Genomic DNA, 22,931 nt, shown 5'->3' on the forward strand with positions numbered 1-22,931 from the left:
CCCAACGCTTGTGCGGAATGATGGAATTATTGCGCAGAGACTTTGGTTACCCCGCAATCTGTCTTGTCAGGCCGGTAAGACAGGTTCACTCTACTTAGCGTGATGAGAGGGTTTCTTCCCTCTTTTCCGACGCCTGGTGGCGATTCCTCCCTAACCTCGGGCCGCGCCGCGTTTGCCGCGCGGTCCTTTTTTATGCGCGTTTGGCGGGACGGGTGCGATCGACCGTTTCTCTCGTGCGCCGGGCCATCTTTCTTCCCCGGTAGAGAATGAGTTAACGCTTCGCGGGGTAATGTTGTATCAAATTCCGGTGGCCGCTCCAGGCGATTGCCCGTGGCGCGCCGGTCCTATCGGAGAACCAGGCTTGGCGGCGCCCGAAGGACTCGGGCTTCCGAAGCGAGTGAAGTGGTGTCGAGGCATCGATGGCCGCCAATGACAGCGATAAGGTCGAACAGTTCGCGGCCGTCTTGTTGACCGAGATGCTGGAGCGCACTCGGAAGAACATGGAGCTTCTGTCGCCCGAGGAGCAGCCGAGTTCAAGGCTTCCCTTCGCGCTGACTCCCAGCTTCCGCGAACTCTATGCGGAATTGGTGCGGGTCGGCATTTTTCCGGTTGTGATCAGCCGGCGGCCGGTGCGCGCCATCGTCGGCGACGTGGATTGGCGGCGGGAAGGGCGCGAGTACCTGCTGACGGTGCTCGACGATCGGTCCAACGCGGTCTTCACGGCGTGGGACTACGCGTGGGACGCTCTTTGGGACGAGCGCAAGGTCAGCGCGGAGTCCATCCATGGGGCACAGTCGGGGAAGGAGAAGAAGGGCTTCTTCGCAAGCCTGTTCGGCCGCCGGGGCGCGGCGAAGCCCGATGCCAGGACGGTCGACGAAGACCACCACGGCGACGTGATGGCCGGACTTCACACCATGCTGACCGAACTGGCGGACCGCCGCGGCTATCTGCCGCTGTTCCACGACGACGTGAAGGTGCTGAAGGGCCTGATGCGCGTCAAGCCGGCGCGCCTGCTCAAGGCTTGGAAGGAGATCAACCAGTACCACCAGCAGGAATTCTACATGACCGGGCAAGACCAAGCGAAGCCGGGGGTGACCTCGGACTGCCTGCAGAAATGGCACTACAACCTGCCGGATCGAATCGGGGAGTTCCTGGTGCTGAAGGCGGCGGTGGACCTGGAGTTCGTGAACAAGCCTTTCATCGCCAAATACATCCGCCAGTCCGCACGGACCCAGGAAGAGGCGGAGAAGGGCATGCCCTACCTCTCCATCTACTGCAAGACCATGCCACACGCCCCGGTCACGCAGTCCTGAGGCCGTCCATGCGCATTGCCATTGCCGTCGCCGTCGCCGCTTCCCCGCTGATCCTCCTGGCCGGCTTCTCCGGCACCGCGGCGGCGCAGCCGGTCGACTTGTCTGTCTGCCAATACCTGACGGCGCACCGACCGGCGCCGGACGTGGAGTACACCCCCGGCGTGGATGTGAAGGGCCGGCCCGTGGCGCCCGCCGACCTGCCGGGCTCCGCCGGAACCGCGCCCGCGGCGGAGCGGTTCGACTTTCCGCTGACCATCGACTTCCTGCGCCGCTCCGGCGTCCGGGTTCCGCCCGGGGCCGCGGCGAAGGTGCCGGGCACGGGGGAGATCGGCGTTCTGACGCTCTACGGCAACCGCTTGTACTTCAACGGCCAACCGCTCGGCGGTGCGACCGAGGCCGAACTTTACGCCTATTGCCGCACGGTGAAGTGACGCCCCCGCCCTCCGTCCGGCTCTGTGACGATGGACTTTCCCGCCCGTCCTTCCTAAAGTCCCTGTCCCCAATGGCGGCCCCGCGACCGGCGGGTCCGGACACACCGAGACCGAGAGCAAAGCCATGCGGCTGTCCACCTTCTTCATGCCGACCCTCAAGGAGACCCCGACCGAGGCGCAGATCGTCTCGCACCGCCTGATGCTGCGCGCGGGCATGATCCGGCAGACCAGCGCCGGCATCTACGCTTGGCTGCCGCTGGGCCACCGGGTGCTGAAGAAGATCGAGCAGATCGTGCGGGAGGAGCAGGACGCCGCCGGCGCGCAGGAACTGCTGATGCCGACGATCCAGTCGGCGGAGTTGTGGAAGGAAAGCGGCCGCTACGACGACTACGGCAAGGAGATGCTGCGCATCACCGACCGTCACGACCGCGAGATGCTGTTCGGCCCCACGAACGAGGAGATGATCACCGACATCTTCCGCGCCTTCGTGCGGAGCTACCGCCAGCTGCCGCTGAACCTCTACCACATCCAGTGGAAGTTCCGGGACGAGATCCGGCCCCGCTTCGGCGTGATGCGTGGCCGCGAGTTCCTGATGAAGGACGCCTATTCCTTCGACATCGACCCGGCCAGCGCCCGGCGCTCGTACCAGAAGATGTTCCTGGCCTACCTGCGCACCTTCGCCCGCATGGGGCTGAAGGCCATCCCGATGCGCGCCGACACCGGCCCCATCGGCGGCGACCTCAGCCACGAGTTCATCATCCTGGCCGAGACCGGCGAGAGCGGCGTCTTCTGCCACAAGGACTGGCTGACCTTGGACGTGCTGCAGAACGCGCCGGGCTTCGACGAGGACCTGCAGCCCTTCTTCGACCAGTACACCTCGATCTACGCAGCGACCGACGAGAAGCACGAGCCCGGCAACTGCCCGGTGCCGGAGAGCGACCTCGTGTCGGCCCGCGGCATCGAGGTCGGTCACATCTTCAACTTCGGCACCAAATACTCCAAGCCGATGAACGCCGTTGTCGCCGGCCCGAACGGCGAGCCGGTGCCGGTCGAAATGGGGTCCTACGGCATCGGCGTGTCGCGCCTGATGGGCGCCATCATCGAGGCCAGCCACGACGACAACGGCATCATCTGGCCCGACTCGGTGGCCCCCTTCAACGTCGGCCTGATCAACCTGAAGGTCGGCGATGCCGAAACCGACCGGGTCTGCCAGGAGCTGTACTTCAAGCTGCGCGCCAACGGCCTCGACGTGCTCTACGACGACCGCGACGAGCGGCCGGGCGTGAAGTTCGCCGACATGGACCTGATCGGCGTGCCGTGGCAGCTCGTCGTCGGCCCGCGCGGCCTGAAGAGCGGCGTGGTCGAGCTGAAGCGCCGCGCCACCGGCGAAAAGCAGGAGCTGTCGGTGGAGAGCGCGCTGGAGAAGCTGACGAAGTAAGACTGCCGCGCAGGGCAGGGCACCTTCGCAGCGTGCCCTTTTCCTGCCACGGTTAAGTCCTTATGTTGCGGGGCGGCGGGCGACGGCTCGCCGCCCTTTTCGTTGCTGGGCTCTCCCAGTCCGAGGACATTCATGATTTTCTCCGCCTTCGAACGCATGGTCGCGATGCGCTATCTGCGGGCGCGCCGCCAGGAAGGGTTCATCTCGGTCATCGCCGGATTCTCGCTGCTGGGCATCGCGCTCGGCGTGGCGACGCTGATCATCGTCATGTCGGTGATGAACGGGTTCCGGGCGGAGCTGCTGGGCCGCGTGCTGGGCCTGAACGGGCACCTCAACGTCTACAACGTGCGCGGCGGACCGCTGCCCGACTACGACCCGCTGACGCAAAAGCTGCGCAGCCTGCCGGGCGTCATCAACGTGACGCCGACGGTGGAGGGGCAGGCGCTCGTCTCCGTGCGCGGGGTAGCGTCCGGCGCTGTGGTGCGCGGCGTGCCGCCAGAGGATTTCCGGGTGCGCCCGACGCTGGCCCGCAACATCGTGCGCGGCACCGTTGACGCCTTCGGGGAGGACAACATCGCCATCGGCGCGCGCATGGCGCAGCGGCTCGGCCTGTCGGTCGGCGACCAGCTGACGCTGATCGCGCCGCAGGGCAACGTGACCGCCTTCGGCACTGTGCCGCGCATGCGCGCCTTCACCATCGGCGCGGTGTTCGACGTCGGCATGTTCGAATACGACAACAGCTTCATCTTCCTGCCCCTGCCGGAGGCGCAGACCTTCTTCCGCACCGGGGAGGCGGTGACCTCGCTGGAGGTGTTCGTCAGCGACCCCACCCAGATCCGCGCTGCCCGCGACGCCATCCAGGCGGCGGTCGCCGGAATCGGCCGCGTGGTGGACTGGCAGCAGTCGAACGCCAGCTTCTTCACCGCACTCCAGGTCGAACGGAACGTGATGTTCCTGATCCTGTCGCTGATCATCATGGTCGCGGCCTTCAACATCATCTCCAGCCTGATCATGCTGGTGAAGGACAAGGGGCGCGACATCGCGATCCTGCGCACCATGGGCGCCACGCGCGGCATGATCATGCGCATCTTCTTCCTGTCCGGCGCCTCGGTCGGCGTCACGGGGACGATCCTGGGGCTGATCCTCGGCGTGTCCTTCGCGCTGAACATCGAGACCATCCGCCAAGCCATCCAGGGGCTGACCGGCACCAACCTGTTCAACGCCGAGATCTACTTCCTCTCGCAGCTGCCGGCGAAGATCGACTGGTCGGAGGTCATCCAGGTGGCGGTGATGGCGCTGGGCCTGTCCTTCGCCGCCACGATCTACCCGTCCTGGCGCGCCGCGCGCCTCGATCCGGTGGAGGCCCTGCGCTATGAGTGAGCCCATGCTGGAACTGTCGGGGATCGTCCGCACCTTCGAACAGGCGGGCACGGAGCTTCAGGTGCTGCGCGGCGCGGAACTGACCGTGCGGGCCGGCGAACTGGTCGCGCTGGTTGGCCCGTCCGGGGCGGGCAAGTCCACCTTGCTGCACATCGCTGGCCTGCTGGAGCGCCCCACCGCGGGGACCGTGCGCATCGCCGGGACGGACGTGTCCAGGCTGGACGACGGCAAGCGCACGGAGGTGCGGCGCCGCTCCATCGGGTTCGTCTACCAGTTCCACCACCTGCTGCCGGAGTTCTCCGCGCTGGAGAACATCGTGCTGCCGCAGATGATCAACCGTGTGCCGAAGCGCACCGCCAAGGCGCGTGCCATGGAGCTGTTGCGCATGGTCGGGCTGGAGCCGCGCGCCAGCCACCGGCCCGCCCGCCTGTCGGGCGGCGAGCAGCAGCGCGTCGCCATCGCCCGCGCCCTGGCCAACGCTCCCAGCCTGCTGATCGCCGACGAGCCGACGGGCAACCTCGACCCGCACACGGCGGACGGGGTGTTCGCCATGCTGACGGCCATCGTCCGGCAAGCCCGCGTCGGCGCGCTGATCGCGACGCACAACCTGGACTTGGCCCAGCGCATGGACCGGGTGCTGGAAATGCGCGACGGCCTGCTGGTGGAGCACACGCTAGCCCCGGCTTTCCCTGAAGGGGCCGACCCCGCGCATTTGTGAACGGACGGGTGGTTGTCAGTCTTCGATTCGGCCGCCACACTCCTGGCAAACCAACGGGAGGGTGATGGTGGACCAGAAGATCATCGACCTTTACGACGAGTATACCCACAGGCCGCTGCCGCGCCGGGTGTTCCTGGAGCGGCTGGCGGTGCTGGTGGGCAGCGCCACGGCGATCCCCGCCATCTTGGCGCAGATCGAGCCGAACTACGCGCTCGCCGCCCAGGTCCCCGGCGACGATAGCCGGATCGCCGCCGACCGCATCAGCTATCAGGGCGCCACCGGCGACGTGGCCGGCTATCTGGCGCGGCCGAAGCTGGTGGAAAAGGCGCCGGCGGTCATCGTCATCCACGAGAACCGTGGCCTGAACCCCTATGTCGAGGACGTCACCCGGCGCCTCGCCGTCGCCGGCTTCATCGCCATGGTCCCGGATCTGCTGTCGCCGCTCGGCGGCACGCCGCAGGACGCCGACCAGGCGCGCGACATGATCGCCAAGCTCGACCCCGACAAGACGGTGAACAACCTGATCGGCGGCATGAGCTTCCTGATGGCCCACCGCTATTCCAACGCCAAGGTCGGCGCCATCGGCTTCTGCTGGGGCGGTGGCTTCGTCAACCGGCTGGCCATCAAGGCCCCGGACCTGAAGGCCGCCGTGGCCTTCTACGGCCCGACGCCCGACCCGGCGCTGGTCGGCACCATCAAGGCGCCGCTGCTGCTGCACTACGCCGGCCTGGACCAGAACATCACCGCGAAGGTGCCGGCCTACGACGAGGCGCTGAAGAAGGCCGGGGTGGAGCACACGATCTACATCTACGAGGGCGTGAACCACGCCTTCCACAACGACACCTCGGCGGAGCGCTACAACAAGGACGCGGCCGAGCTGGCCTGGGGCCGGTCCATCGAGTTCCTGAAATCGAAGCTGTCTTAGTCGGCGCTCACGCCTTGTTGGCTGCCGGCCTCAGCGCCGGCAGCTTCAGCACCGCGACGGCCAGTCCGCCGAAGACCAGAAGGGCGCCGATCAGCTTCACCGGCGTGAACCCCTCGCCGAGCAGCAGCGCGCTGGAACTCATGCCGAAGATCGGCACCAGGAGCGAGAAGGGCGCGACCAGACTGGCCGGATAGTGCCGGAGCAGGAAGCCCCAGGCCGCGAAGCCGAACAGGGTCGCCCCGCCCGCGATGTAGGCCAGCGCCGCGAGGCCCGGCAGGGTCAGGCTGGTCAGGGCGTGGGCCATCCGCTCCGGCCCCTCCACCGCATAGGACAGCAGCAGAAGCGGAAGCGGCGGGACGAGGCTGACCCACAGCATCAGGCGCAGCAGGTCCGGCGCCTTGGCCTGCTTCATCAGGATGTTCCCGACACCCCAGGCCGCCGCCGCACCGATCAGCAGCGCAAGGCCCAGCAGCGAATCGCCGGTGGGCATCTCCGTCGCGATCACGCCGATTCCGGAAAAGGCGACGACCATGCCCAGGATTTGCCGGGCGCTGGGTCGGTCGCCCAGAACGACCGCGGCGAACAGGGCCGTGAAGAAGGCTTGGGATTGCAGCACCAGGGAGGAAAGGCCGGCCGGCATCCCGATGTTGATGCCGGCGAACAGCAGGGAGAACTGGATCGCTCCCAGGAACAGCCCGATGCCCAGCACATAGCGCCACGCCACCGGCGGTCCCTGGCGGAACCCCAGGAACAGCAAAGGCGTTGCGGCCAGCACGAAGCGCAGCACGCAGAACAGGATGGGCGGGAAATCCTTCAGCCCGACCTTGATGGCGACGAAGTTGAAGCCCCAGACCGCGGCGACCGCGACGGCAAGGCCGATGTGGGATGTGCGCATGGCCGGAAGGCTAGAATCCCGGCCCGCGGGGGTCAACGCGTCACGGTTGCGCGGGGCGCGGGGCAGCCTCGGCGAATTGTCCGTCGGTGTGCAGGATGCGGCACTCGTCCAACGCATTCAGCGCCCAGGAGGAGCCGCCCAGGCTGACGTCTCCAATCTTGTCGGCATCCGCCGACTTCAGCGTCACGGCCTTGGACCGCATGAAAGGTTCGAACAGATCCTCGTACTTGGGCAGTTCGACCGGCACGATCACGCCGCCGTTGGGCAGTGGCTTCGCCTCCAGCGCCATGCTCGCCCCGTCGGGGAAAATGGCCGTCAGGCGGCTTTCCCCGGCCCTTTCCCCGGTTGGCGGCTGCGCCTTCTGGTCGCCGTTGACCAGCATCGCAGCACCCTTCGCGGTGGCGCGGAAGGACAGGGGCGACGCCGAGTCGGCCCGCGTCGCGAGGCAATAGGCGGAGCCGGTCTGTGTGGCGGGGTGGGCGCGCACGACCCAGCCCTTGTTCTGCGCCACGACCCGGCCCGGCGCGTCGGACAGGCCGGAGTCGCTGGGCCGGACAAAGGCGGTCGGAACCGCGGCGCGCGGCAGGGGCGGGGAGTTGGTCGCTTGGCAGGCGGGCAGCAGGGCTATGGGCAGCAGCAGGGCTGCGACGCGGACGGCGGTGCGGCCGGAACGGGCTCGGCGCATCGGATGGGTCACCCCCAAAGTGGTGGCGCTAGGCCTTTCGATAGCATGAACACGCACAATCGGCGAATCTTCCCGCCGTCCCCTCCTTCATACCGCGAGGGCTTCGCTTGATCGCTTGATTCAAACGGGGTGGATGCGCGACCACTAGGGGACACGCTACCCATTCCGCCCGACACGGTGCCGAACCCGACCATGCCCCACGCCGACTTCATCCACCTGCGCGTCCACTCCGCCTATTCCCTGTCCGAGGGCGCCATCAAGGTGAAGGAGCTGGTCAAGCTCTGCCAGAAGAAGGGGATGCCGGCGGTCGCCGTGACCGACACCGGCAACCTGTTCGGCGCGCTGGAATTCGCGCTGGCCGCCGCCGATTCGGGCGTGCAGCCGATCGTCGGCACGGTGCTGGGCATCACTCGCGTCGGCCCGGCCAACAGCAAGCCCGGCCTGCCGGGCAAGGGCGCCGCCGTTCCCGACCAACTCGTCCTGCTCTGCCAGACGGACGAGGGCTACCGGAACCTGATGAAGCTGGTCTCCAAGGCCTTCCTCGAGTCGGACCCCATGGCCGGCCCGCAGGTGACGCTCGATGCGCTGGAGGGGCATTCGGCCGGCCTCATCGCGCTGACCGGCGGCCCCGGCGGCTCGGTCGGGCGGCTGCTGGGGGAGGGGCAGAAGGATCTCGCGCTGGAGGTGCTGGAAACGCTGAAGCGGCTGTTCCCCGGCCGCCTCTACGTGGAGCTTCAGCGGCACGGCGGGCATTTCACCGCGGTCGAGGACGCCATCGAGCCGGCGCTGATCGACCTCGCCTACGCGCACGACCTGCCGCTGGTCGCCACCAACGACTGCTACTTCGCGACCGAGGACATGCACGAGGCGCACGACGCGCTGCTCTGCATCGCCGAGGGCGCCTATATCAGCCAGACCGAGCGCCGCCGCCTGACCGCCGACCACCGCTTCAAGTCGGCCGAGGAAATGCGGGAGCTGTTCAAGGACCTGCCGGAGGCGGTGGACAACACCGTGGCCATCGCCCGGCGCTGCTCCTTCCTGCTGAAGCCGATCAAGCCGATCCTGCCGCCCTTCCCCTGCGAAGGCGACCGCGACGAGTCGGAGGAACTGCGCGCCCAGTCCCGCGAGGGTTTGGCGATGCGCCTCGACACCGTCGTCTTCCGCCCGGACATGACGCCGGAGCAGCGGGAGGAGACGCGCAAGACCTACTTCGAGCGGCTTGAGTTCGAGCTGGACGTCATCGTGAAGATGAAGTTCCCCGGCTACTTCCTGATCGTGTCGGACTTCATCAAGTGGGCGAAGTCGCACGACATCCCCGTGGGGCCGGGCCGCGGTTCGGGTGCCGGTTCCGTCGTCGCCTGGGCGCTGACCATCACCGACCTCGACCCCCTGCGATTCGGACTGCTGTTCGAGCGTTTCCTGAACCCCGAACGCGTGTCCATGCCCGACTTCGACGTGGACTTCTGCCAGGACCGCCGCGAAGAGGTGATCCGCTACGTCCAGGACAAGTACGGCTACGACCGCGTCGCGCAGATCATCACCTTCGGTAAGCTCCAGGCGCGCGCCGTGCTGCGCGACGTCGGGCGCGTGCTGCAGATGCCCTACGGGCAGGTCGACAAGATCTGCAAGATGGTGCCGAACAACCCGGCCAACCCGGTGACGCTCCAGCAGGCGCTGGACAGCGAGGAGATGCTGCGCCAGGCCCGCGACGGCGACGAGACGGTGGCCCGCCTGATCAACATCGCGCTGAAACTGGAGGGCCTGTACCGCCACGCCTCGACCCACGCGGCCGGCGTGGTGATCGCCGACCGCCCGCTGCACGAGCTGGTGCCGCTGTACCGAGACCCGCGCTCGGACATGCCGGTCACCCAGTTCAACATGAAGTTCGTGGAGCAGGCCGGGCTGGTGAAGTTCGACTTCCTGGGCCTTAAGACGCTGACCGTGCTGAAGACGGCGGTGGACCTGATCCCCGAGAAGCCGGACTTGACCACCGTCACGCTGGACGACCCGCGAAGCTACGAGATCCTGGGGCGCGCGGAATCGACCGGCGTGTTCCAGCTGGAAAGTTCGGGCATGCGCGACGTGCTGCGCCGCCTGAAGCCAAACCGGCTGGAGGACATCATCGCGCTGGTGTCGCTCTACCGTCCGGGCCCAATGGACAACATCCCCAAATACATCAAGGTCAAGAACGGGGAGGAACTGCCCGACTACATGAACGATGCCCTGGAGCCGATCCTGAAGGAGACCTTCGGGATCATGATCTACCAGGAGCAGGTCATGCAGATCGCCCAGGTGCTGTCCGGCTACTCGCTGGGTGGCGCCGATCTTCTGCGCCGCGCCATGGGCAAGAAGATCAAGGAGGAGATGGACAAGGAGCGCGACAAGTTCGTCGCCGGCGCCCAGGGCAAGGGCGTGGACCCCGACCAGGCCAGCATGATCTTCGACCAAGTGGCGAAGTTCGCGGGATACGGCTTCAACAAGTCGCACGCCGCCGCCTATGCGCTCGTCGCCTACCACACGGCCTACCTGAAGGCGAATCACCCGGTGGAGTTCATGGCGGCGTCGATGACGCTCGACCTCGGCAACACCGACAAGCTGAACGTCTTCCGGCAGGAGCTGTCGCGCCTGAAGATCAAGCTGCTGACCCCGGACATCAACAAGTCCGACAGCATCTTCGGGGTGGAGACCCTGCCCGACGGCAGCAAGGCCGTGCGCTACGCGCTGGCGGCGGTGAAGGGCGTCGGCCTGCCGGCCATGAAGGCCGTGGTGGAGGAGCGGCGCAAGAACGGCCCGTACAAAAGCCTGTTCGACTTCGCCCGGCGCCTCGACCTGAAGACCATCAACAAGCGCCAGCTGGAAAACCTGAGCTGCGCCGGGGCGTTCGACGAGATCAACCCCAACCGCGCCCAGGTGCACGCCGCGCTGGAGACGCTGATCCGCTACGCCCAGGCCGAGACGGCGGAGCGCGAAAGCGGCATCGGCAACCTGTTCGGCGGCAGCGGCGGCGGGTTGAAGGAACCGGATCTGCCGAAGGTCGCGGAGTGGGAACCGCTGGAGAAGCTGAAGCACGAGTTCGGCGCCATCGGCTTCTACCTGTCCGCCCACCCCCTAGACGCCTTCGCCGGCCCGCTGGCGCGCATGCGGGTGGTGAAGTCGGCCGACCTCGCCCAGGCCGTGTCCGGCGGCGGCATGACTCGGCGCAGCGTCGCCGGCATCGTGGTCAGCCGCAAGGAGAAGACCGCCAAGTCGGGCAACCGCTTCGCCTTCGTGGAGCTGTCCGACTCCAGCGGCGGCTACGAGGTAACCGTCTTCTCCGAAATTCTGGCCGGCAACCGCGAGCTTCTGGAGGCCGGGCGCCCGGTGCTGATGACTGTGGACGTCCAGATGAACGGCGAGGACATGCGCCTGACCTGCCAGGAGGTGAAGCCCCTGGAGGACGCCGTCGCGCAGGTTTCCGACGGCCTGAAGGTGGTGCTGCGCGACGGCGCCCCGGTGGACAGCATCCGCGGCATGCTCGATCGCCTCGGTCGAGGCAAGGGCAAGATCCACGTTCTGGTCGAAATCGACCCGCTGAAGGAGGTCGAAATCCAGCTCCCCGGCGCCTACAGCATCACCAAGCAGAGCCGCGCCGCCCTGAAGGCCGTGCCGGGGGTGGTGGAGGTGGTGGAGCTGTAGCGGGCGGGGGGGCGCTACCCCGTCGTCCCTGTCCGGATCACCCGGATCCGGTCCAGCCCCGACTCCGGCACCCACACCTCGCCCGGCCGTCCCAGCAGTTGGCGCACATCCGCGTTGTTGGCGCTGTTGGGGAAGGGCGTGAATCGCTCGGTAGCCGGGTCGAAGCGCAGGACGGCGTTGGAACCCCAGTCGCTGACCCACACCATGTCCCGGTCGTCCACATAGACGGCGTAGGCCGACGGGTTGCGGCCGGGCAGGGGCCAGACCTTCCATTCCCGGGTCGCCGGGCTGTAGCGGCTGAGCTGGCCCACGTTCCATTCGCTGACCCACAGGTTGCCCTTGGAGTCGGACCAGATGCGCCGCGCCCCTTGCTCCTTGGTCGGCGGCTCGATGACCGTCGCCTCGGCGGTCGCCGGGTCGATGCGGGCGATGTGGTTGCCGGCCAACGAGGCGTAATAGACGGCACCGTCCGGAGTCGCCGTGATCCCGTAGGGGCCGGTCCCCCTCGGTGCCTTGCGCACCAGCATGGCCCCACTCTTCGGGTCGAACCGCCCGTACACGCCGTTCTGCCCGGTGAACCACAGGATGCCTGATCGGTCGAACACCGCGGTGTTGAGGTTCGCCCGCCCGGACTCGGTCGGTAGCGGCCAGACATCCACCTTGTCCGTCCGGGGATCGACGCGGACAATGGCGTTCTGCCCGCCATCCGTGATCCAGGCGGCACCGTCCGGCCCGGCGATCACGCCGTGCGGGGCCGATCCCTTCCCCAGCGGCACCTGCCGCACCTTGCCCGTGGCCGGGTCCAGGATGCCCAAGGCGCCCTGGCCCTGCGCGGTGTACCAGACCTTGCCGTCCAGGGTCGGGGCGACGTCGTGCGGACGGGCTCCCTTGGGCACCTCGAAGGTTTGCGTCTCCGAAGCGGCCGACGCGCCGGTGGCGATTCCCATGATCAGAAGAAGGGCCGCGAGGGCAGGGCGAAGGGACGGCATGGACATCTCCATGGCTCGGGTGTTGGAGTCAGATGGTGCAGTTCTGCGGCGGGGCCAACGTACGTATCCCGCCAACGCTGTTGCCAAAGCGGTTTCGCCGGGCTATGTAAGCGCCGTCGTCAAAACCTCACGCGGGCTGGCGGACCCTCGGCTTTACCCCGAAGGCCCGATCCGGTGTCTTGTCACAGGGACAATGCCCGCGGCGGAGCAACCGGAAAAGGACGTTTTCCAAATGGCTATCCCGACCTTCACCATGCGCCAGCTGCTCGAAGCCGGCGTGCACTTCGGCCACCACACCCGCCGCTGGAACCCGAAGATGTCCCAGTACATCTTCGGCGTGCGCAACGGCGTGCACATTATCGACCTGGAGCAGACCGTCCCGTCGCTGCACCGCGCCCTGCAGGCTGTCCGTGACGTCGTCGCTGGCGGTGGCCGCGTCCTGTTCGTCGGCACCAAGCGCCAGGCCCAGGAGAAGGTGGCCGAGGCCGCGTCGAAGTGCGGCCAGTACTACGTCAACCACCGCTGGCTCGGCGGCATGCTGACCAACTGGAAGACCATCTCCCAGTCGATCAAGCGCCTGCGCGAGATGGAAGAGCGTCTGGCCGGCGACACCTCGGGCCTGACCAAGCGCGAAATCCTGGAGCTGACCCGCGAGCGCGACAAGCTGGAGCGCGCGCTGGGCGGCATCAAGGAGATGGGCGGCCTGCCGGACGTCCTCTTCATCATCGACACCAACAAGGAGTCGATCGCGGTCAAGGAAGCCAACAAGCTCGGCATCCCGGTCATCGCGGTGATCGACAGCAACTCCGATCCGGACGGCGTGGCCTTCCCGATCCCGGGCAACGACGACGCGCTGCGCGCCATCGACCTGTACTGCGAGCTGGTCAACGGCGCCGTGCTCTCCGGCCTGCAGGCCGAGATGAGCGCCGCCGGCATTGACGTCGGCTCCAGCGAGGAAGCCCCGGCCGAGCAGCTGCCGGAAGAGGAAGGGGTCGCGGCCGAGCAAGCCCAGGCCTGATCCCGGTGATACGGGGCAGCCGGGCCTTATGACCTATGGCCCGGCTGCCTTTTTTATGAGTTGTTTGCGTCAACCCGATCCGCTTGGATCCGTTCGGAAGGAAGAGGGCGAAACCATGGCCGAGATTACCGCCGCGCTCGTCAAGGAACTGCGCGAGAAGACCGGTGCGGGCATGATGGACTGCAAGAAGGCGCTGGCCGAGACTTCGGGCGACCTCGAGGGCGCCGTCGACTGGCTGCGCAAGAAGGGCCTCGCCGCCGCCGCCAAGAAGTCGGGCCGCGTCGCCGCCGAGGGCTTGGTCGCCGTCGCCACCGCCGGCACCGCCGGTGCCGTCGTCGAGGTGAACGCCGAGACCGACTTCGTCGCCCGCAACGACAAGTTCCAGGGCTTCGCCCTCAAGGCCGCCGAACTGGCGCTGACCAGCGCTGGCGACGTCGAGGGCTTGAAGGCGACCGCCTATCCGGGCGCCGGCCGTTCGGTCCAGGAAGAACTGACCAACCTGATCGCCACCATCGGCGAGAACATGAACATCCGCCGCTCGACCAAGCTGTCGGTCCCGGCGGGCGTCGTCGTGTCCTACGTCCACTCGGCCATCGCGCCGGGCCTCGGCAAGATCGGCGTTCTGGTCGCCCTGGAGTCGACCGGCGACGCCGCGAAGCTCAACGATCTGGGCAAGCAGATCGCGATGCACATCGCCGCCGCCCGCCCGGATGCGCTCGACATCGCCGATGTCGACACCTCGGCGCTCGAACGTGAGCGCAACGTGCTCGCCGAGCAGGCCCGCGCCTCCGGCAAGCCAGAGAACATCGTCGAGAAGATGCTCGAAGGCCGCATCCGCAAGTACTACGAGGAAGTGGTGCTGCTGGAGCAGACCTACGTCATCGACGGTGAGACCAAGGTCCGCAAGGTCGTCGAGAACGCCGCCAAGGACATCGGCGCCCCGGTCAAGGTGACGGGCTTCGTCCGTTACGCGCTGGGCGAGGGCATCGAGAAGGCGGAAAGCGATTTCGCTGCTGAGGTCGCCGCCGCCGCCGGCCAGAAGTAAGGACCCAGAAGTAAGGACCGGGCCGCAACCGCCGCAATCCTTTCATGCCAATCGGGAGAATGCCCCCCATGCCCCAGACCACCGGGACCACCGTGCCGGCTGACGGCGTCCGCTTCCGCCGCGTCCTTCTGAAGGTGTCCGGCGAAGCGCTGATGGGTCAGCGCGATTACGGTCTCGACCCGGAGGTGGTGAACCGCGTCGCCAACGAGGTGAAGGCGGTGATCCAACTCGGTGTCCAGGTCAGCCTGGTCATCGGCGGGGGCAACATCTTCCGCGGCGTGAAGGGTGCGGCGGGCGGCATGGAACGCGCGTCGGCCGACTACATCGGGATGCTCGCCACCGTCATGAACGCGCTCTCCATGCAGAGCGCGCTGGAACGGATGGGCGTGGTGACCCGCGTGCAGTCGGCCATCCCGATGTCGTCGGTGTGCGAGCCGTACATCCGGCGCCGGGCGATCCGCCACATGGAGAAGGGCCGGGTGGTGATTTTCGCCGCCGGCACCGGCAACCCGTTCTTCACCACCGACACGGCCGCAGCGCTCCGCGCGTCGGAGATGGGCTGCGACGCCTTGCTGAAGGGCACACAGGTCGACGGCGTCTACACCGCCGACCCGAAGAAGGTGCCGGACGCGTCGCGCTACGAACGTCTTACCTACCTCGACGTGCTCGCGAATGACCTTCAGGTGATGGACGCGTCCGCAATCTCCTTGGCGCGCGAGAACCGCATCCCCATACTCGTCTTCTCGATCCATACGCCCGGCGCCTTCGCCGAGGTCATGCAGGGTCGGGGCAAGTTCACCATCATAACAGAAGAAACGGAGTGAGCCCGTGGCTGCACCCGACACATCGGATCTCAAGCGCCGCATGGAAGGAGCGCTTGAGGCGTTTCGCAAGGAGTTGAGCGGCCTCCGCACCGGCCGTGCCTCCGCCAGCCTGCTTGAGCCCGTGACCGTCGAGGCCTACGGCAGCAAGATGCATCTGAAGGAGGTCGGCACCGTCAGCGTGCCGGAGCCGCGCCTGATCGTCGTCCAGGTCTGGGACCGGGGCATGGTCAAGGCGGTGGAGAAGGGCATCCGCGATTCGGGCCTGGGCCTGAACCCACAGACCGAGGGGCAGAGCATCCGCGTGCCGCTGCCCGACCTGACGCAGGAGCGCCGCAAGGAACTCGCGAAGGTCGCCCACAAGTACGCGGAGCAGGCCCGCGTCGCCGTGCGCAACGTGCGCCGCGACGGCATGGACATGCTGAAGAAGGCCGAGAAGGCCAGCGACATCTCCCAGGACGAGCACAAGGGCCTGGGCGAGAAGGTGCAGCAGCTCACCGACCAGTACATCAAGCTGGTCGACGATGCGCTTGCGCAAAAAGAAAAGGACATCATGCAGGTCTGACGGTATGCGCGACGCGGAAGACAGCCGTCCCTTGCGCCCGCCCGCGCACGTGGCCGTGATCATGGACGGCAACGGGCGCTGGGCGAAGGCCAGGGGCCTGCCGCGCACCGCCGGCCACAAAAAGGGCGTGGACGCGGTCCGGCGCACGGTCGAGGCCGCGGGCGATCTGGGGATCGGTTATCTGACGATCTTCAGTTTCTCCTCCGAGAACTGGCGCCGGCCGGAAGAGGAGGTGACCGACCTCATGCAGCTCCTGCGCTTTTACCTGCGCAGCGAGATCGCCGACCTGCATCGGAACGGCGTGCGCCTGCGCGTGATCGGCGATCGCGCGAGGCTGTCGGCGGACATCAACCGCCTGATCGACAACGCCGAGTCCCTGACCAAGGACAACCGCAAGCTGACGCTCGTGGTGGCGCTCAGCTACGGGTCCCGGCAGGAGATGACGCTGGCCGCGCGCCGGCTGGCGGAGGAGGTCAAGGCGGGGACGCTCGATCCGCAGGACATCGACGAGGAACTGTTCTCCAGCCGCCTGTTCACGGCCGACATTCCCGACCCCGACCTGATCGTCCGCACCAGCGGCGAGAAGCGCATCAGCAACTTCCTGCTCTGGCAGGCGGCGTACGCCGAGCTGGTCTTCGTGGACACGCTCTGGCCCGATTTTACCAAGCGTGACCTGGAGGCGGCGATTGAAGAGTTCCACCGACGGGAGCGTCGCTTCGGCGCCACGGCCGGCTCCCGCTAAATCCGGGGATCTCAAGACACGCGTGCTGTCGGCGCTGGTCATGGCGCCGGTGGTGCTCGCGGCCGTCTGGGCCGGCGGCTGGTTCTTCCGCGCGCTGATCGCCGTCGGCGCCGTCGCGGCGGCCGTGGAGTGGGTCAACCTCGTTCCCAGCGCGCGCAAGACGCCGGCCTTGGCCCTGTCGGTCGCCGGCGTCCTTCTGGCGTTTGCCGTGCAGATCGCCATAGGGCCATTGGAAGCGGTGATCGTCGCCGCGGTCTTTGCCGTTGCGGTGGCGCTGGTCGGCGGCGGAGCCGACCGGGGCCTTCTCGGGATCGGCGTCCTGTATGTGGCCGCGGGCGTTCTCGGCCTGGTGTGGCTGCGCGACCTTCCCGCCGGCGGGCTTTCCCTGTTCCTCTTCACCATGCTCGCGGTCTGGGCGACCGACGTCGGCGCCTACGCGGCCGGCCGGACGATCGGCGGGCCGAAGCTGGCGCCGCGCATCAGCCCGAAGAAGACCTGGGCCGGCCTGATCGGGGGCATGGTCAGTTCCGCGCTCGTTGGATGGGGCATCGCTGCGGCCTTCGGCGCGCAGCGCCCGATCCTGGCGTTCGCCGTCGGCGGACTCCTCGCTGTGGTGGCGCAAGCGGGTGATCTCTTCGAATCCGCGGTAAAACGTCGTTTCAACGTCAAGGACAGTGGCCATCTCATACCCGGGCATGGTGGAATCCTTGACCGCATCGATGGGCTTTTGGTCGCCGCCCCGGTGCTGGCTCTTTTCCACGCGACTTTGGGGACGGCGTTGTCATGGTGGTGACCCCTGATGCGGCCACGGTGGATCTCGTGGCTCCTCAATCGGCCGATGCGATGCGCCGGGTGACGATCTTGGGTTCCACCGGATCGGTCGGGACGCAGACAATCGACATCGTCGCGCGCAATCCGGACCGCTACGCCGTCGAGGCATTGACCGCCAACCGGAACGTCGCACTGCTCGCCGAACAGGCCCGGCAACTGAAGCCCAGGCTTGCTGTGGTGGCCAATCCGTCGAAGTACGCGGACTTGAAGGATGCCCTTGCCGGGACCGGCGTCGAGGCTGCGGCGGGGCCAGAGGCGGTCGCCGCGGCTGCGGCGCTGCCGTCGGACTGGGTGATGGCCGCCATCGTCGGCGCGGCGGGGCTGGAGCCGACGCTCGCCGCCGTTCGCCGCGGCGCCTGCGTGGCCTTCGCCAACAAGGAGGTGCTGGTCTGCGCCGGCGCGCTGATGATGGAGGAGGTCGGCCGCCATGGTGCCACTCTTCTGCCGGTCGACAGCGAGCATTCGGCCATCTACCAAGTCTTCGACTTCGACCGGGTGGACAGCGTCCAGCGCCTGATCCTGACCGCGTCCGGCGGGCCGTTCCGCACCAAGGACCGCGCCTTCATGGCGACGGCCACGCGGGAACAGGCGGTGGCGCACCCGACCTGGGACATGGGCGCGAAGATTTCCGTCGACAGCGCCACGATGATGAACAAGGGCCTGGAGATCATCGAGGCCCATTTTCTGTTCGGCATCCCGGAGTCGAAGATCGACGTGCTGGTCCACCCGCAGTCGGTCGTGCACTCTCTGGTCGAGTATGTGGACGGGTCCGTGCTGGCCCAACTCGGCACGCCGGACATGCGGACGCCGATCGCCTACGCGCTCGGCTGGCCCGCGCGCATCCCGACACCGGCGGAGCGACTCGACCTCGTCAAGGCCGGCACCCTGACCTTCGAGGCACCGGATCCGGAGCGTTTCCCCGCCCTCCGGCTCTCCCGGGCCGCCTTGCAAAGCGGTGGTGGCGCTCCTACTATTCTCAGTGCTGCCAATGAAGTGGCCGTGCAGGCCTTCCTCGACCGCCGCATCGGCTTCCTCGACATCGAACGCGTCGTCGAGGGAACGATGGAGGCGCTGCCGCACCGGCCGATCCGCGACCTCGGAGAGGTCCGGGACGCCGATGCCGAGGCCCGCCGCGTGGCGGCCGATCGGGTGGCCGCCGTCAGCCGATGATCCCCGGACGATGAGCGGGGGCGGCACCACGGCGCTTAAAGGCGATTTGCAAAGGGTGTGATGGGCGTCATGGGCGGATTCGGGACCACGCTGCTGTCTTTCCTGCTGGTCCTAACCGTGCTCGTGTTTGTGCACGAACTCGGCCACTACCTCGTCGCGCGCCGCAACGGCGTGCGCATCGAGGTCTTCTCCATCGGGTTCGGGCCGGAGCTGTTCGGATGGACCGACCGCTCCGGCACGCGCTGGAAATTCAGCGCGATCCCGCTGGGAGGCTACGTGAAGATGTTCGGCGACGCGGACCCGGCCAGCACGCCGGGCGCCCACACGCATGACATGACGCCTGCCGAAAAGGACGTGTCCTTCCACCACAAGCGACTGGGTCAGCGCGCCGCCATCGTCGCCGCGGGCCCGATCGCCAACTTCGTCTTCGCCATCGTCACGCTGACGGTGCTGTTCGCCACGGCGGGCCAGTCCTTCACCCCGCCTGACGTCGGCGGTGTGCAGCCGGGCAGCGCCGCGGAGCGCGCCGGGCTTCAGCCGGGCGACGTCATCCAGTCGATCAACGGCAGCGGTATCCAGCGCTTCGAGGAAATCCGCCAGATCGTCTCCATCCAGCCGGGCGAACCGCTGCAGATGGTCGTGCTGCGCGACGGCCGCACCGTGAACCTGACCGCCACGCCGGACGTGAAGGAGGTCAGCGACCGATTCGGCAACACGCACCGCATCGGCCAGCTGGGCATCATGCGCGGCGGCGCCGAGAACAAGCGCCACGACCCGCTGACCGCCTTCTGGCAGGCCGGGCGGGAGGTAACCGGGATGGTCACGGGGACCTTCACCGCGCTCGGCCAGATGATTCAGGGATCGCGCGGGACCGAGGAATTGGGCGGCCCGCTGCGCATCGCGCAGATGTCCGGGGAGGTCGCGCAGAGCGGTTGGTACCCGCTGGTCTGGTTCATGACCTTCCTGTCGGTCAACCTGGGTCTGATCAACCTGTTCCCCGTTCCCCTCCTGGACGGCGGCCATCTGATGTTTTATGCGTTCGAAGGTCTGCGTGGCCGCCCGCTTGGACCTAAAGCGCAAGAATACGGTTTCCGCATCGGTCTTGCTTTGGTATTAACGCTCATGGTTTTCGCCACGTGGAACGATCTTGTTCAGCTTCGCGTGGTGGAATTCTTTCGGGGGCTGATTTCCTAGTCGCCTCCAAAGCCAGGGAGCGTGCTTTGCGGGTGTCGAGCAAGGTTCTGGCGTTCAGCCTGATGGCTGGGTGCGCCATGACGACGGTTACTCTTGCCCTTTCTCAAACCGGCTGGGCCCAGACGGGTGGGGCTGCCGGTGGGGCTGCACCCGGGGCCGCCGGGAATCCGGGGGCGATCGGCCAGATGTTCTCGGGTGGGACCATCCGCGACATCCGCGTGGAGGGGGTGCAGCGCATCGAGCCCACCACCGTGCGCTCCTATCTGGCCGTGTCGCCCGGCGATCCCTTCGAACCAGACCGCATCGACCAGTCGCTGAAGAACCTGTTCAACACGGGCCTCTTCGCCGACGTGGTGCTGAAGCGCGACGGCGACGTGCTGGTGGTGTCGGTGGTCGAGAACCCGATCATCAACCGCATCGCCTTCGAGGGCAATCGGCGCATCGAGAAGGACAACCTGGAAAAGGAAATCCAGCTGCGCCCCCGCGTCGTCTACACGCGCACCCGCGTGCAGAGCGACGTGCAGCGCATCCTGGACATCTACCGCCGCCAGGGCCGCTTCGCCGCGACGGTCGAGCCGAAGATCATCCAGCTCGACCAGAACCGCGTCGACCTGGTGTTCGAGATCAACGAAGGCACCCGCACCGGCGTTCGCCAGATCAGCTTCGTCGGCAACGAGAAGTTCTCCGACGGATCGCTGCGCGAGGCGATCCAGACGAAGGAGAGCGCCTGGTGGCGATTCCTGACGTCGGACGACAACTATGATCCGGACCGTCTGAACTTCGACCGCGACCTGCTGCGCCGCTTCTACCTGAAGGAAGGCTACGCCGACTTCCGCGTCGTCTCCGCCGTCGCCGAGCTGACGCCGGACCGCGAGGACTTCGTCATCACCTTCACGGTGGATGAGGGCGAGCGGTACAAGTTCGGCAAGATCGACGTCAACACCACGCTGAAGGCGCTCGACCCGGAGCAGGTCCGCGGCGTGATGACGACCAACGAGGGCGACTGGTACAACGCGCAGGAGGTGGAGAACACCATCAACAAGCTGGCCACCGCGGTCGGCGACCTGCAGTACGCCTTCGTCGACGTCCGCCCGCGCATCACGCGCAACCGCGAAAACCAGACGATCGACATCACCTACGAGATCGTCGAGGGACCGCGCGTCTTCGTCGAGCGCATCGACGTCACGGGCAACGTCCGCACGCTGGACAAAGTCGTCCGGCGCGAGATGCTGGTATCCGAAGGCGATCCGTTCAGCGCGACGAAGCTGCGCCGCTCGGAGCAGCGCATCAAGGACCTCGGCTTCTTCGAGAAGGTGAACGTCACCACGGCCGAAGGGTCGGCTCCCGACCGCAGCATCGTGAACGTCGAGGTGACGGAGCAGTCCACCGGCGAAATCGCCATCGGCGCCGGTTACTCGACCTCCGACGGCCCGCTGGCCGACTTCTCGATTCGCGAGCGCAACCTGCTCGGCCGCGGCCAGGACCTGCGGTTCGGCGCGACCATCTCCGGCCGGCGCAAGGAGTACGACGTCTCCTTCACCGAGCCGTACTTCATGGATCGCGACATCTCGGCCGGCATCGACCTGTTCCGCATCACGCGCGACTACCAGGACGAAAGCTCCTTCGACGAGAAGAACACGGGCTTCGCCCTGCGCATGGGCTATCCGCTGACCGAAAACCTGCGGCAGCGGCTGTACTACCAGCTGCAGAACACGGACATCACCAGCGTCCCGTCGACGGCGTCGCAGTACATTCAGGACCAGAAGGGCGCGCGTCTGACCTCGCTGATCGGCCAGGAACTGACCTACGATCGCCGGAACAGCCGCCTGGATCCGACCGACGGCTACTACGTCAAACTGTCGACCGACTTCGCCGGCGTGGGCGGCAACGCCCGCTACGTCCGCGGCCGTCTGTCCGGTGGCTATTACCTGCCGCTGTTCAACGAGAGCTGGGTGCTCGCGACATCCGGTGAAATCGGCTACATCGCCGGCGTGGGCAAGGACGTGTCGCTGTCCGACCGCTTCTTCATCGGCGGCGACACGCTGCGCGGCTTCAACACCGCCGGCATCGGCCCGCGCGACCTGCGCACCGGCGACGCGCTGGGCGGCGAGCGCTACTACCGTGCCTCGGTGGAGTTGAACTTCCCGCTTGGCCTGCCGGAGGAGTTCGGCCTGAAGGGGCACGCCTTCTCCGACGTGGGCACGCTGACCGAGACGAACATCAAAAACGATCCGCTCGTCGCGGACAGCGGGTCGATCCGTCTGTCGGCGGGCGCCGGCGTGTCGTGGAAATCGCCCTTCGGGCCGATCCGCCTTGATATCGCCGTACCAATCCTCAAGGAAAGCTACGACAAGAAAGAGCTTTTCCGTTTCAGCTTTGGAACCAGGTTCTAACCATGCAGTTCAGCAAGTTCAGGGCGTTGGTCGCCGCCGGCGCGGTCATGGCGGGGGTGGCCTTCGCCGCCCCGATGGCCTCGGCGCAGGAAACGAAAACCGATCTGAAGGCTCCCGTCATCGCAGTGATGGATGTCCAGAAGGTCATGCAGGAGTCGAACGCGTCCAAGGGCGTGTCGAAATCCTTCGAGACGCTGCGCGACGCCTACCAGAAGGAGGTCGCCTCGCTGGAGGACAAGCTGCGCAAGTCCGACGAGGAACTGCGCAAGCAGCAGACGGTGCTGTCTCAGGACGCGCTGGCCGCCAAACGCCGCGATTTCGAGAAGCAGCTGGCCGACGTGCAGAAGACGGTCCAGAACCGCAAGCGCGCCCTGGAAGGCGCGCTGAACGAGGCGATGGGCGTCATTCACCAGAACATGGTGCAGATCGTCCAGGATGTCGCCAAGGAGCGCGGCGCCAACCTGGTGCTGACGCGCCAGCAGTTCGTTTTGGTGGACACCCAGCTCGACATCACCGACACGGTGATGGATCGGGTGAACAAGAAGCTGCCTCAGGTCGCGCTGAACGTTCCGAAGCAGTGACGCCGCTGCGTGGACCCACCGGTCCACGGACGTCCGGGATCATCCGGGCTGCATGGGAAGGGCCGCGGTCGCCGGTCAGGCGAGCGCGGCCTTCTGTGTTTGGTGCCGGGCCGCGACCGTGG

General features: G+C 67.0%; 20 protein-coding genes. 17 read left to right on the forward strand and 3 right to left on the reverse strand.

The window, feature by feature from the left end; genetic code table 11:
- Window positions 1–419: 419 nt before the first annotated feature.
- The 6 genes from M2351_RS06470 (at window position 420) to M2351_RS06495 (ending at window position 6,205) form a co-directional block, all read left to right on the forward strand.
- Window positions 420–1,313 (forward strand): hypothetical protein, encoded by an 894-nt coding sequence (locus M2351_RS06470; protein ID WP_264655287.1) that lies wholly within the window; start codon window positions 420–422, stop codon window positions 1,311–1,313.
- An 8-nt stretch (window positions 1,314–1,321) separates the two neighbouring features.
- On the forward strand, window positions 1,322–1,744 hold the full coding sequence (locus M2351_RS06475) for a hypothetical protein (RefSeq protein ID WP_264655288.1): 423 nt from the start codon (window positions 1,322–1,324) through the stop codon (window positions 1,742–1,744).
- A gap of 124 nt (window positions 1,745–1,868) precedes the next feature.
- The gene (gene proS / locus M2351_RS06480) at window positions 1,869–3,182 is read left to right on the forward strand and encodes a proline--tRNA ligase (protein WP_264655289.1); all 1,314 of its coding nucleotides are present in this window, start codon (window positions 1,869–1,871) and stop codon (window positions 3,180–3,182) included.
- 132 nt (window positions 3,183–3,314) lie between these two features.
- Window positions 3,315–4,562 (forward strand): lipoprotein-releasing ABC transporter permease subunit, encoded by a 1,248-nt coding sequence (locus M2351_RS06485; RefSeq protein WP_264655290.1) that lies wholly within the window; start codon window positions 3,315–3,317, stop codon window positions 4,560–4,562.
- A complete protein-coding gene (locus tag M2351_RS06490) occupies window positions 4,555–5,280 on the forward strand; it encodes an ABC transporter ATP-binding protein (RefSeq protein ID WP_264655291.1) in 726 nt (241 codons plus the stop codon). Before M2351_RS06485 ends, M2351_RS06490 begins: the two co-directional genes overlap by 8 nt.
- Before the next feature lie 64 nt (window positions 5,281–5,344).
- A complete protein-coding gene (locus M2351_RS06495; protein ID WP_264655292.1) occupies window positions 5,345–6,205 on the forward strand; it encodes a dienelactone hydrolase family protein in 861 nt (286 codons plus the stop codon).
- A gap of 7 nt (window positions 6,206–6,212) precedes the next feature.
- Here the strand turns inward: M2351_RS06495 and M2351_RS06500 are convergent, their stop codons facing one another.
- Both M2351_RS06500 and M2351_RS06505 read right to left on the reverse strand, forming a co-directional pair.
- On the reverse strand, window positions 6,213–7,100 hold the full coding sequence (locus M2351_RS06500) for an EamA family transporter (RefSeq protein ID WP_264655293.1): 888 nt from the start codon (window positions 7,098–7,100) through the stop codon (window positions 6,213–6,215).
- Between the two features lie 40 nt (window positions 7,101–7,140).
- The gene (locus M2351_RS06505) at window positions 7,141–7,785 is read right to left on the reverse strand and encodes a hypothetical protein (RefSeq protein ID WP_264655294.1); all 645 of its coding nucleotides are present in this window, start codon (window positions 7,783–7,785) and stop codon (window positions 7,141–7,143) included.
- A gap of 192 nt (window positions 7,786–7,977) precedes the next feature.
- Between M2351_RS06505 and dnaE the strand changes: the two genes are divergently transcribed.
- Complete coding sequence (dnaE, locus tag M2351_RS06510; RefSeq protein ID WP_264655295.1) at window positions 7,978–11,460, forward strand: DNA polymerase III subunit alpha; 3,483 nt, start codon at window positions 7,978–7,980, stop codon at window positions 11,458–11,460.
- A gap of 14 nt (window positions 11,461–11,474) precedes the next feature.
- Here the strand turns inward: dnaE and M2351_RS06515 are convergent, their stop codons facing one another.
- Window positions 11,475–12,449 carry a Vgb family protein gene (locus M2351_RS06515; protein ID WP_264655296.1) on the reverse strand — a complete coding sequence of 325 codons (975 nt, stop codon included), beginning with the start codon at window positions 12,447–12,449 and terminating at the stop codon, window positions 11,475–11,477.
- A gap of 232 nt (window positions 12,450–12,681) precedes the next feature.
- Here M2351_RS06515 and rpsB point away from each other — a divergent pair, with 232 nt between their 5' ends.
- The 10 genes from rpsB (at window position 12,682) to M2351_RS06565 (ending at window position 22,809) form a co-directional block, all read left to right on the forward strand.
- Window positions 12,682–13,467 (forward strand): 30S ribosomal protein S2, encoded by a 786-nt coding sequence (rpsB, locus tag M2351_RS06520; protein WP_264655297.1) that lies wholly within the window; start codon window positions 12,682–12,684, stop codon window positions 13,465–13,467.
- Window positions 13,468–13,582: 115 nt separating this feature from the next.
- The gene (gene tsf / locus M2351_RS06525) at window positions 13,583–14,512 is read left to right on the forward strand and encodes a translation elongation factor Ts (RefSeq protein ID WP_264655298.1); all 930 of its coding nucleotides are present in this window, start codon (window positions 13,583–13,585) and stop codon (window positions 14,510–14,512) included.
- 68 nt (window positions 14,513–14,580) lie between these two features.
- Window positions 14,581–15,336 carry a UMP kinase gene (pyrH, locus tag M2351_RS06530; RefSeq protein WP_264655299.1) on the forward strand — a complete coding sequence of 252 codons (756 nt, stop codon included), beginning with the start codon at window positions 14,581–14,583 and terminating at the stop codon, window positions 15,334–15,336.
- 4 nt (window positions 15,337–15,340) lie between these two features.
- Complete coding sequence (gene frr, locus M2351_RS06535) at window positions 15,341–15,898, forward strand: ribosome recycling factor (RefSeq protein ID WP_264655300.1); 558 nt, start codon at window positions 15,341–15,343, stop codon at window positions 15,896–15,898.
- A 4-nt stretch (window positions 15,899–15,902) separates the two neighbouring features.
- Window positions 15,903–16,640, forward strand: a complete 738-nt coding sequence (locus tag M2351_RS06540; RefSeq protein WP_264655301.1) for an isoprenyl transferase — start codon at window positions 15,903–15,905, stop codon at window positions 16,638–16,640.
- Window positions 16,641–16,662: 22 nt separating this feature from the next.
- Window positions 16,663–17,433, forward strand: a complete 771-nt coding sequence (locus M2351_RS06545; RefSeq protein WP_319801874.1) for a phosphatidate cytidylyltransferase — start codon at window positions 16,663–16,665, stop codon at window positions 17,431–17,433.
- Window positions 17,424–18,641, forward strand: a complete 1,218-nt coding sequence (locus tag M2351_RS06550) for a 1-deoxy-D-xylulose-5-phosphate reductoisomerase (RefSeq protein WP_406567367.1) — start codon at window positions 17,424–17,426, stop codon at window positions 18,639–18,641. Before M2351_RS06545 ends, M2351_RS06550 begins: the two co-directional genes overlap by 10 nt.
- Window positions 18,642–18,701: 60 nt before the next feature.
- Window positions 18,702–19,835: an RIP metalloprotease RseP gene (gene rseP / locus M2351_RS06555; protein WP_264655303.1), complete on the forward strand. Its 1,134-nt coding sequence runs from the start codon at window positions 18,702–18,704 to the stop codon at window positions 19,833–19,835.
- Between the two features lie 62 nt (window positions 19,836–19,897).
- Entirely contained in the window at window positions 19,898–22,228 is a 2,331-nt protein-coding gene (gene bamA, locus M2351_RS06560) for an outer membrane protein assembly factor BamA (protein ID WP_454464586.1), read from the forward strand.
- Window positions 22,229–22,230: 2 nt separating this feature from the next.
- On the forward strand, window positions 22,231–22,809 hold the full coding sequence (locus tag M2351_RS06565; RefSeq protein WP_264655305.1) for an OmpH family outer membrane protein: 579 nt from the start codon (window positions 22,231–22,233) through the stop codon (window positions 22,807–22,809).
- Window positions 22,810–22,931: the final 122 nt, after the last annotated feature.

This window comes from Azospirillum canadense, from assembly GCF_025961225.1.
GTDB classification, from domain to species: domain Bacteria; phylum Pseudomonadota; class Alphaproteobacteria; order Azospirillales; family Azospirillaceae; genus Azospirillum; species Azospirillum canadense.

Coding starts and splice junctions, on each gene's coding strand:
- M2351_RS06540 (WP_264655301.1), top strand. CDS start 15,903: ATGCGCGACGCGGAAGACAGCCGTCCCTTGCGCCCGCCCGCGCACGTG.
- M2351_RS06485 (WP_264655290.1), top strand. CDS start 3,315: ATGATTTTCTCCGCCTTCGAACGCATGGTCGCGATGCGCTATCTGCGG.
- tsf (WP_264655298.1), top strand. CDS start 13,583: ATGGCCGAGATTACCGCCGCGCTCGTCAAGGAACTGCGCGAGAAGACC.
- M2351_RS06550 (WP_406567367.1), top strand. CDS start 17,424: ATGGTGGTGACCCCTGATGCGGCCACGGTGGATCTCGTGGCTCCTCAA.
- rpsB (WP_264655297.1), top strand. CDS start 12,682: ATGGCTATCCCGACCTTCACCATGCGCCAGCTGCTCGAAGCCGGCGTG.
- M2351_RS06490 (WP_264655291.1), top strand. CDS start 4,555: ATGAGTGAGCCCATGCTGGAACTGTCGGGGATCGTCCGCACCTTCGAA.
- M2351_RS06495 (WP_264655292.1), top strand. CDS start 5,345: ATGGTGGACCAGAAGATCATCGACCTTTACGACGAGTATACCCACAGG.
- bamA (WP_454464586.1), top strand. CDS start 19,898: ATGGCTGGGTGCGCCATGACGACGGTTACTCTTGCCCTTTCTCAAACC.
- M2351_RS06500 (WP_264655293.1), bottom strand. CDS start 7,100: ATGCGCACATCCCACATCGGCCTTGCCGTCGCGGTCGCCGCGGTCTGG.
- M2351_RS06565 (WP_264655305.1), top strand. CDS start 22,231: ATGCAGTTCAGCAAGTTCAGGGCGTTGGTCGCCGCCGGCGCGGTCATG.
- M2351_RS06470 (WP_264655287.1), top strand. CDS start 420: ATGGCCGCCAATGACAGCGATAAGGTCGAACAGTTCGCGGCCGTCTTG.
- M2351_RS06505 (WP_264655294.1), bottom strand. CDS start 7,785: ATGCGCCGAGCCCGTTCCGGCCGCACCGCCGTCCGCGTCGCAGCCCTG.
- M2351_RS06515 (WP_264655296.1), bottom strand. CDS start 12,449: ATGCCGTCCCTTCGCCCTGCCCTCGCGGCCCTTCTTCTGATCATGGGA.
- pyrH (WP_264655299.1), top strand. CDS start 14,581: ATGCCCCAGACCACCGGGACCACCGTGCCGGCTGACGGCGTCCGCTTC.
- proS (WP_264655289.1), top strand. CDS start 1,869: ATGCGGCTGTCCACCTTCTTCATGCCGACCCTCAAGGAGACCCCGACC.
- dnaE (WP_264655295.1), top strand. CDS start 7,978: ATGCCCCACGCCGACTTCATCCACCTGCGCGTCCACTCCGCCTATTCC.
- rseP (WP_264655303.1), top strand. CDS start 18,702: ATGGGCGTCATGGGCGGATTCGGGACCACGCTGCTGTCTTTCCTGCTG.
- M2351_RS06475 (WP_264655288.1), top strand. CDS start 1,322: ATGCGCATTGCCATTGCCGTCGCCGTCGCCGCTTCCCCGCTGATCCTC.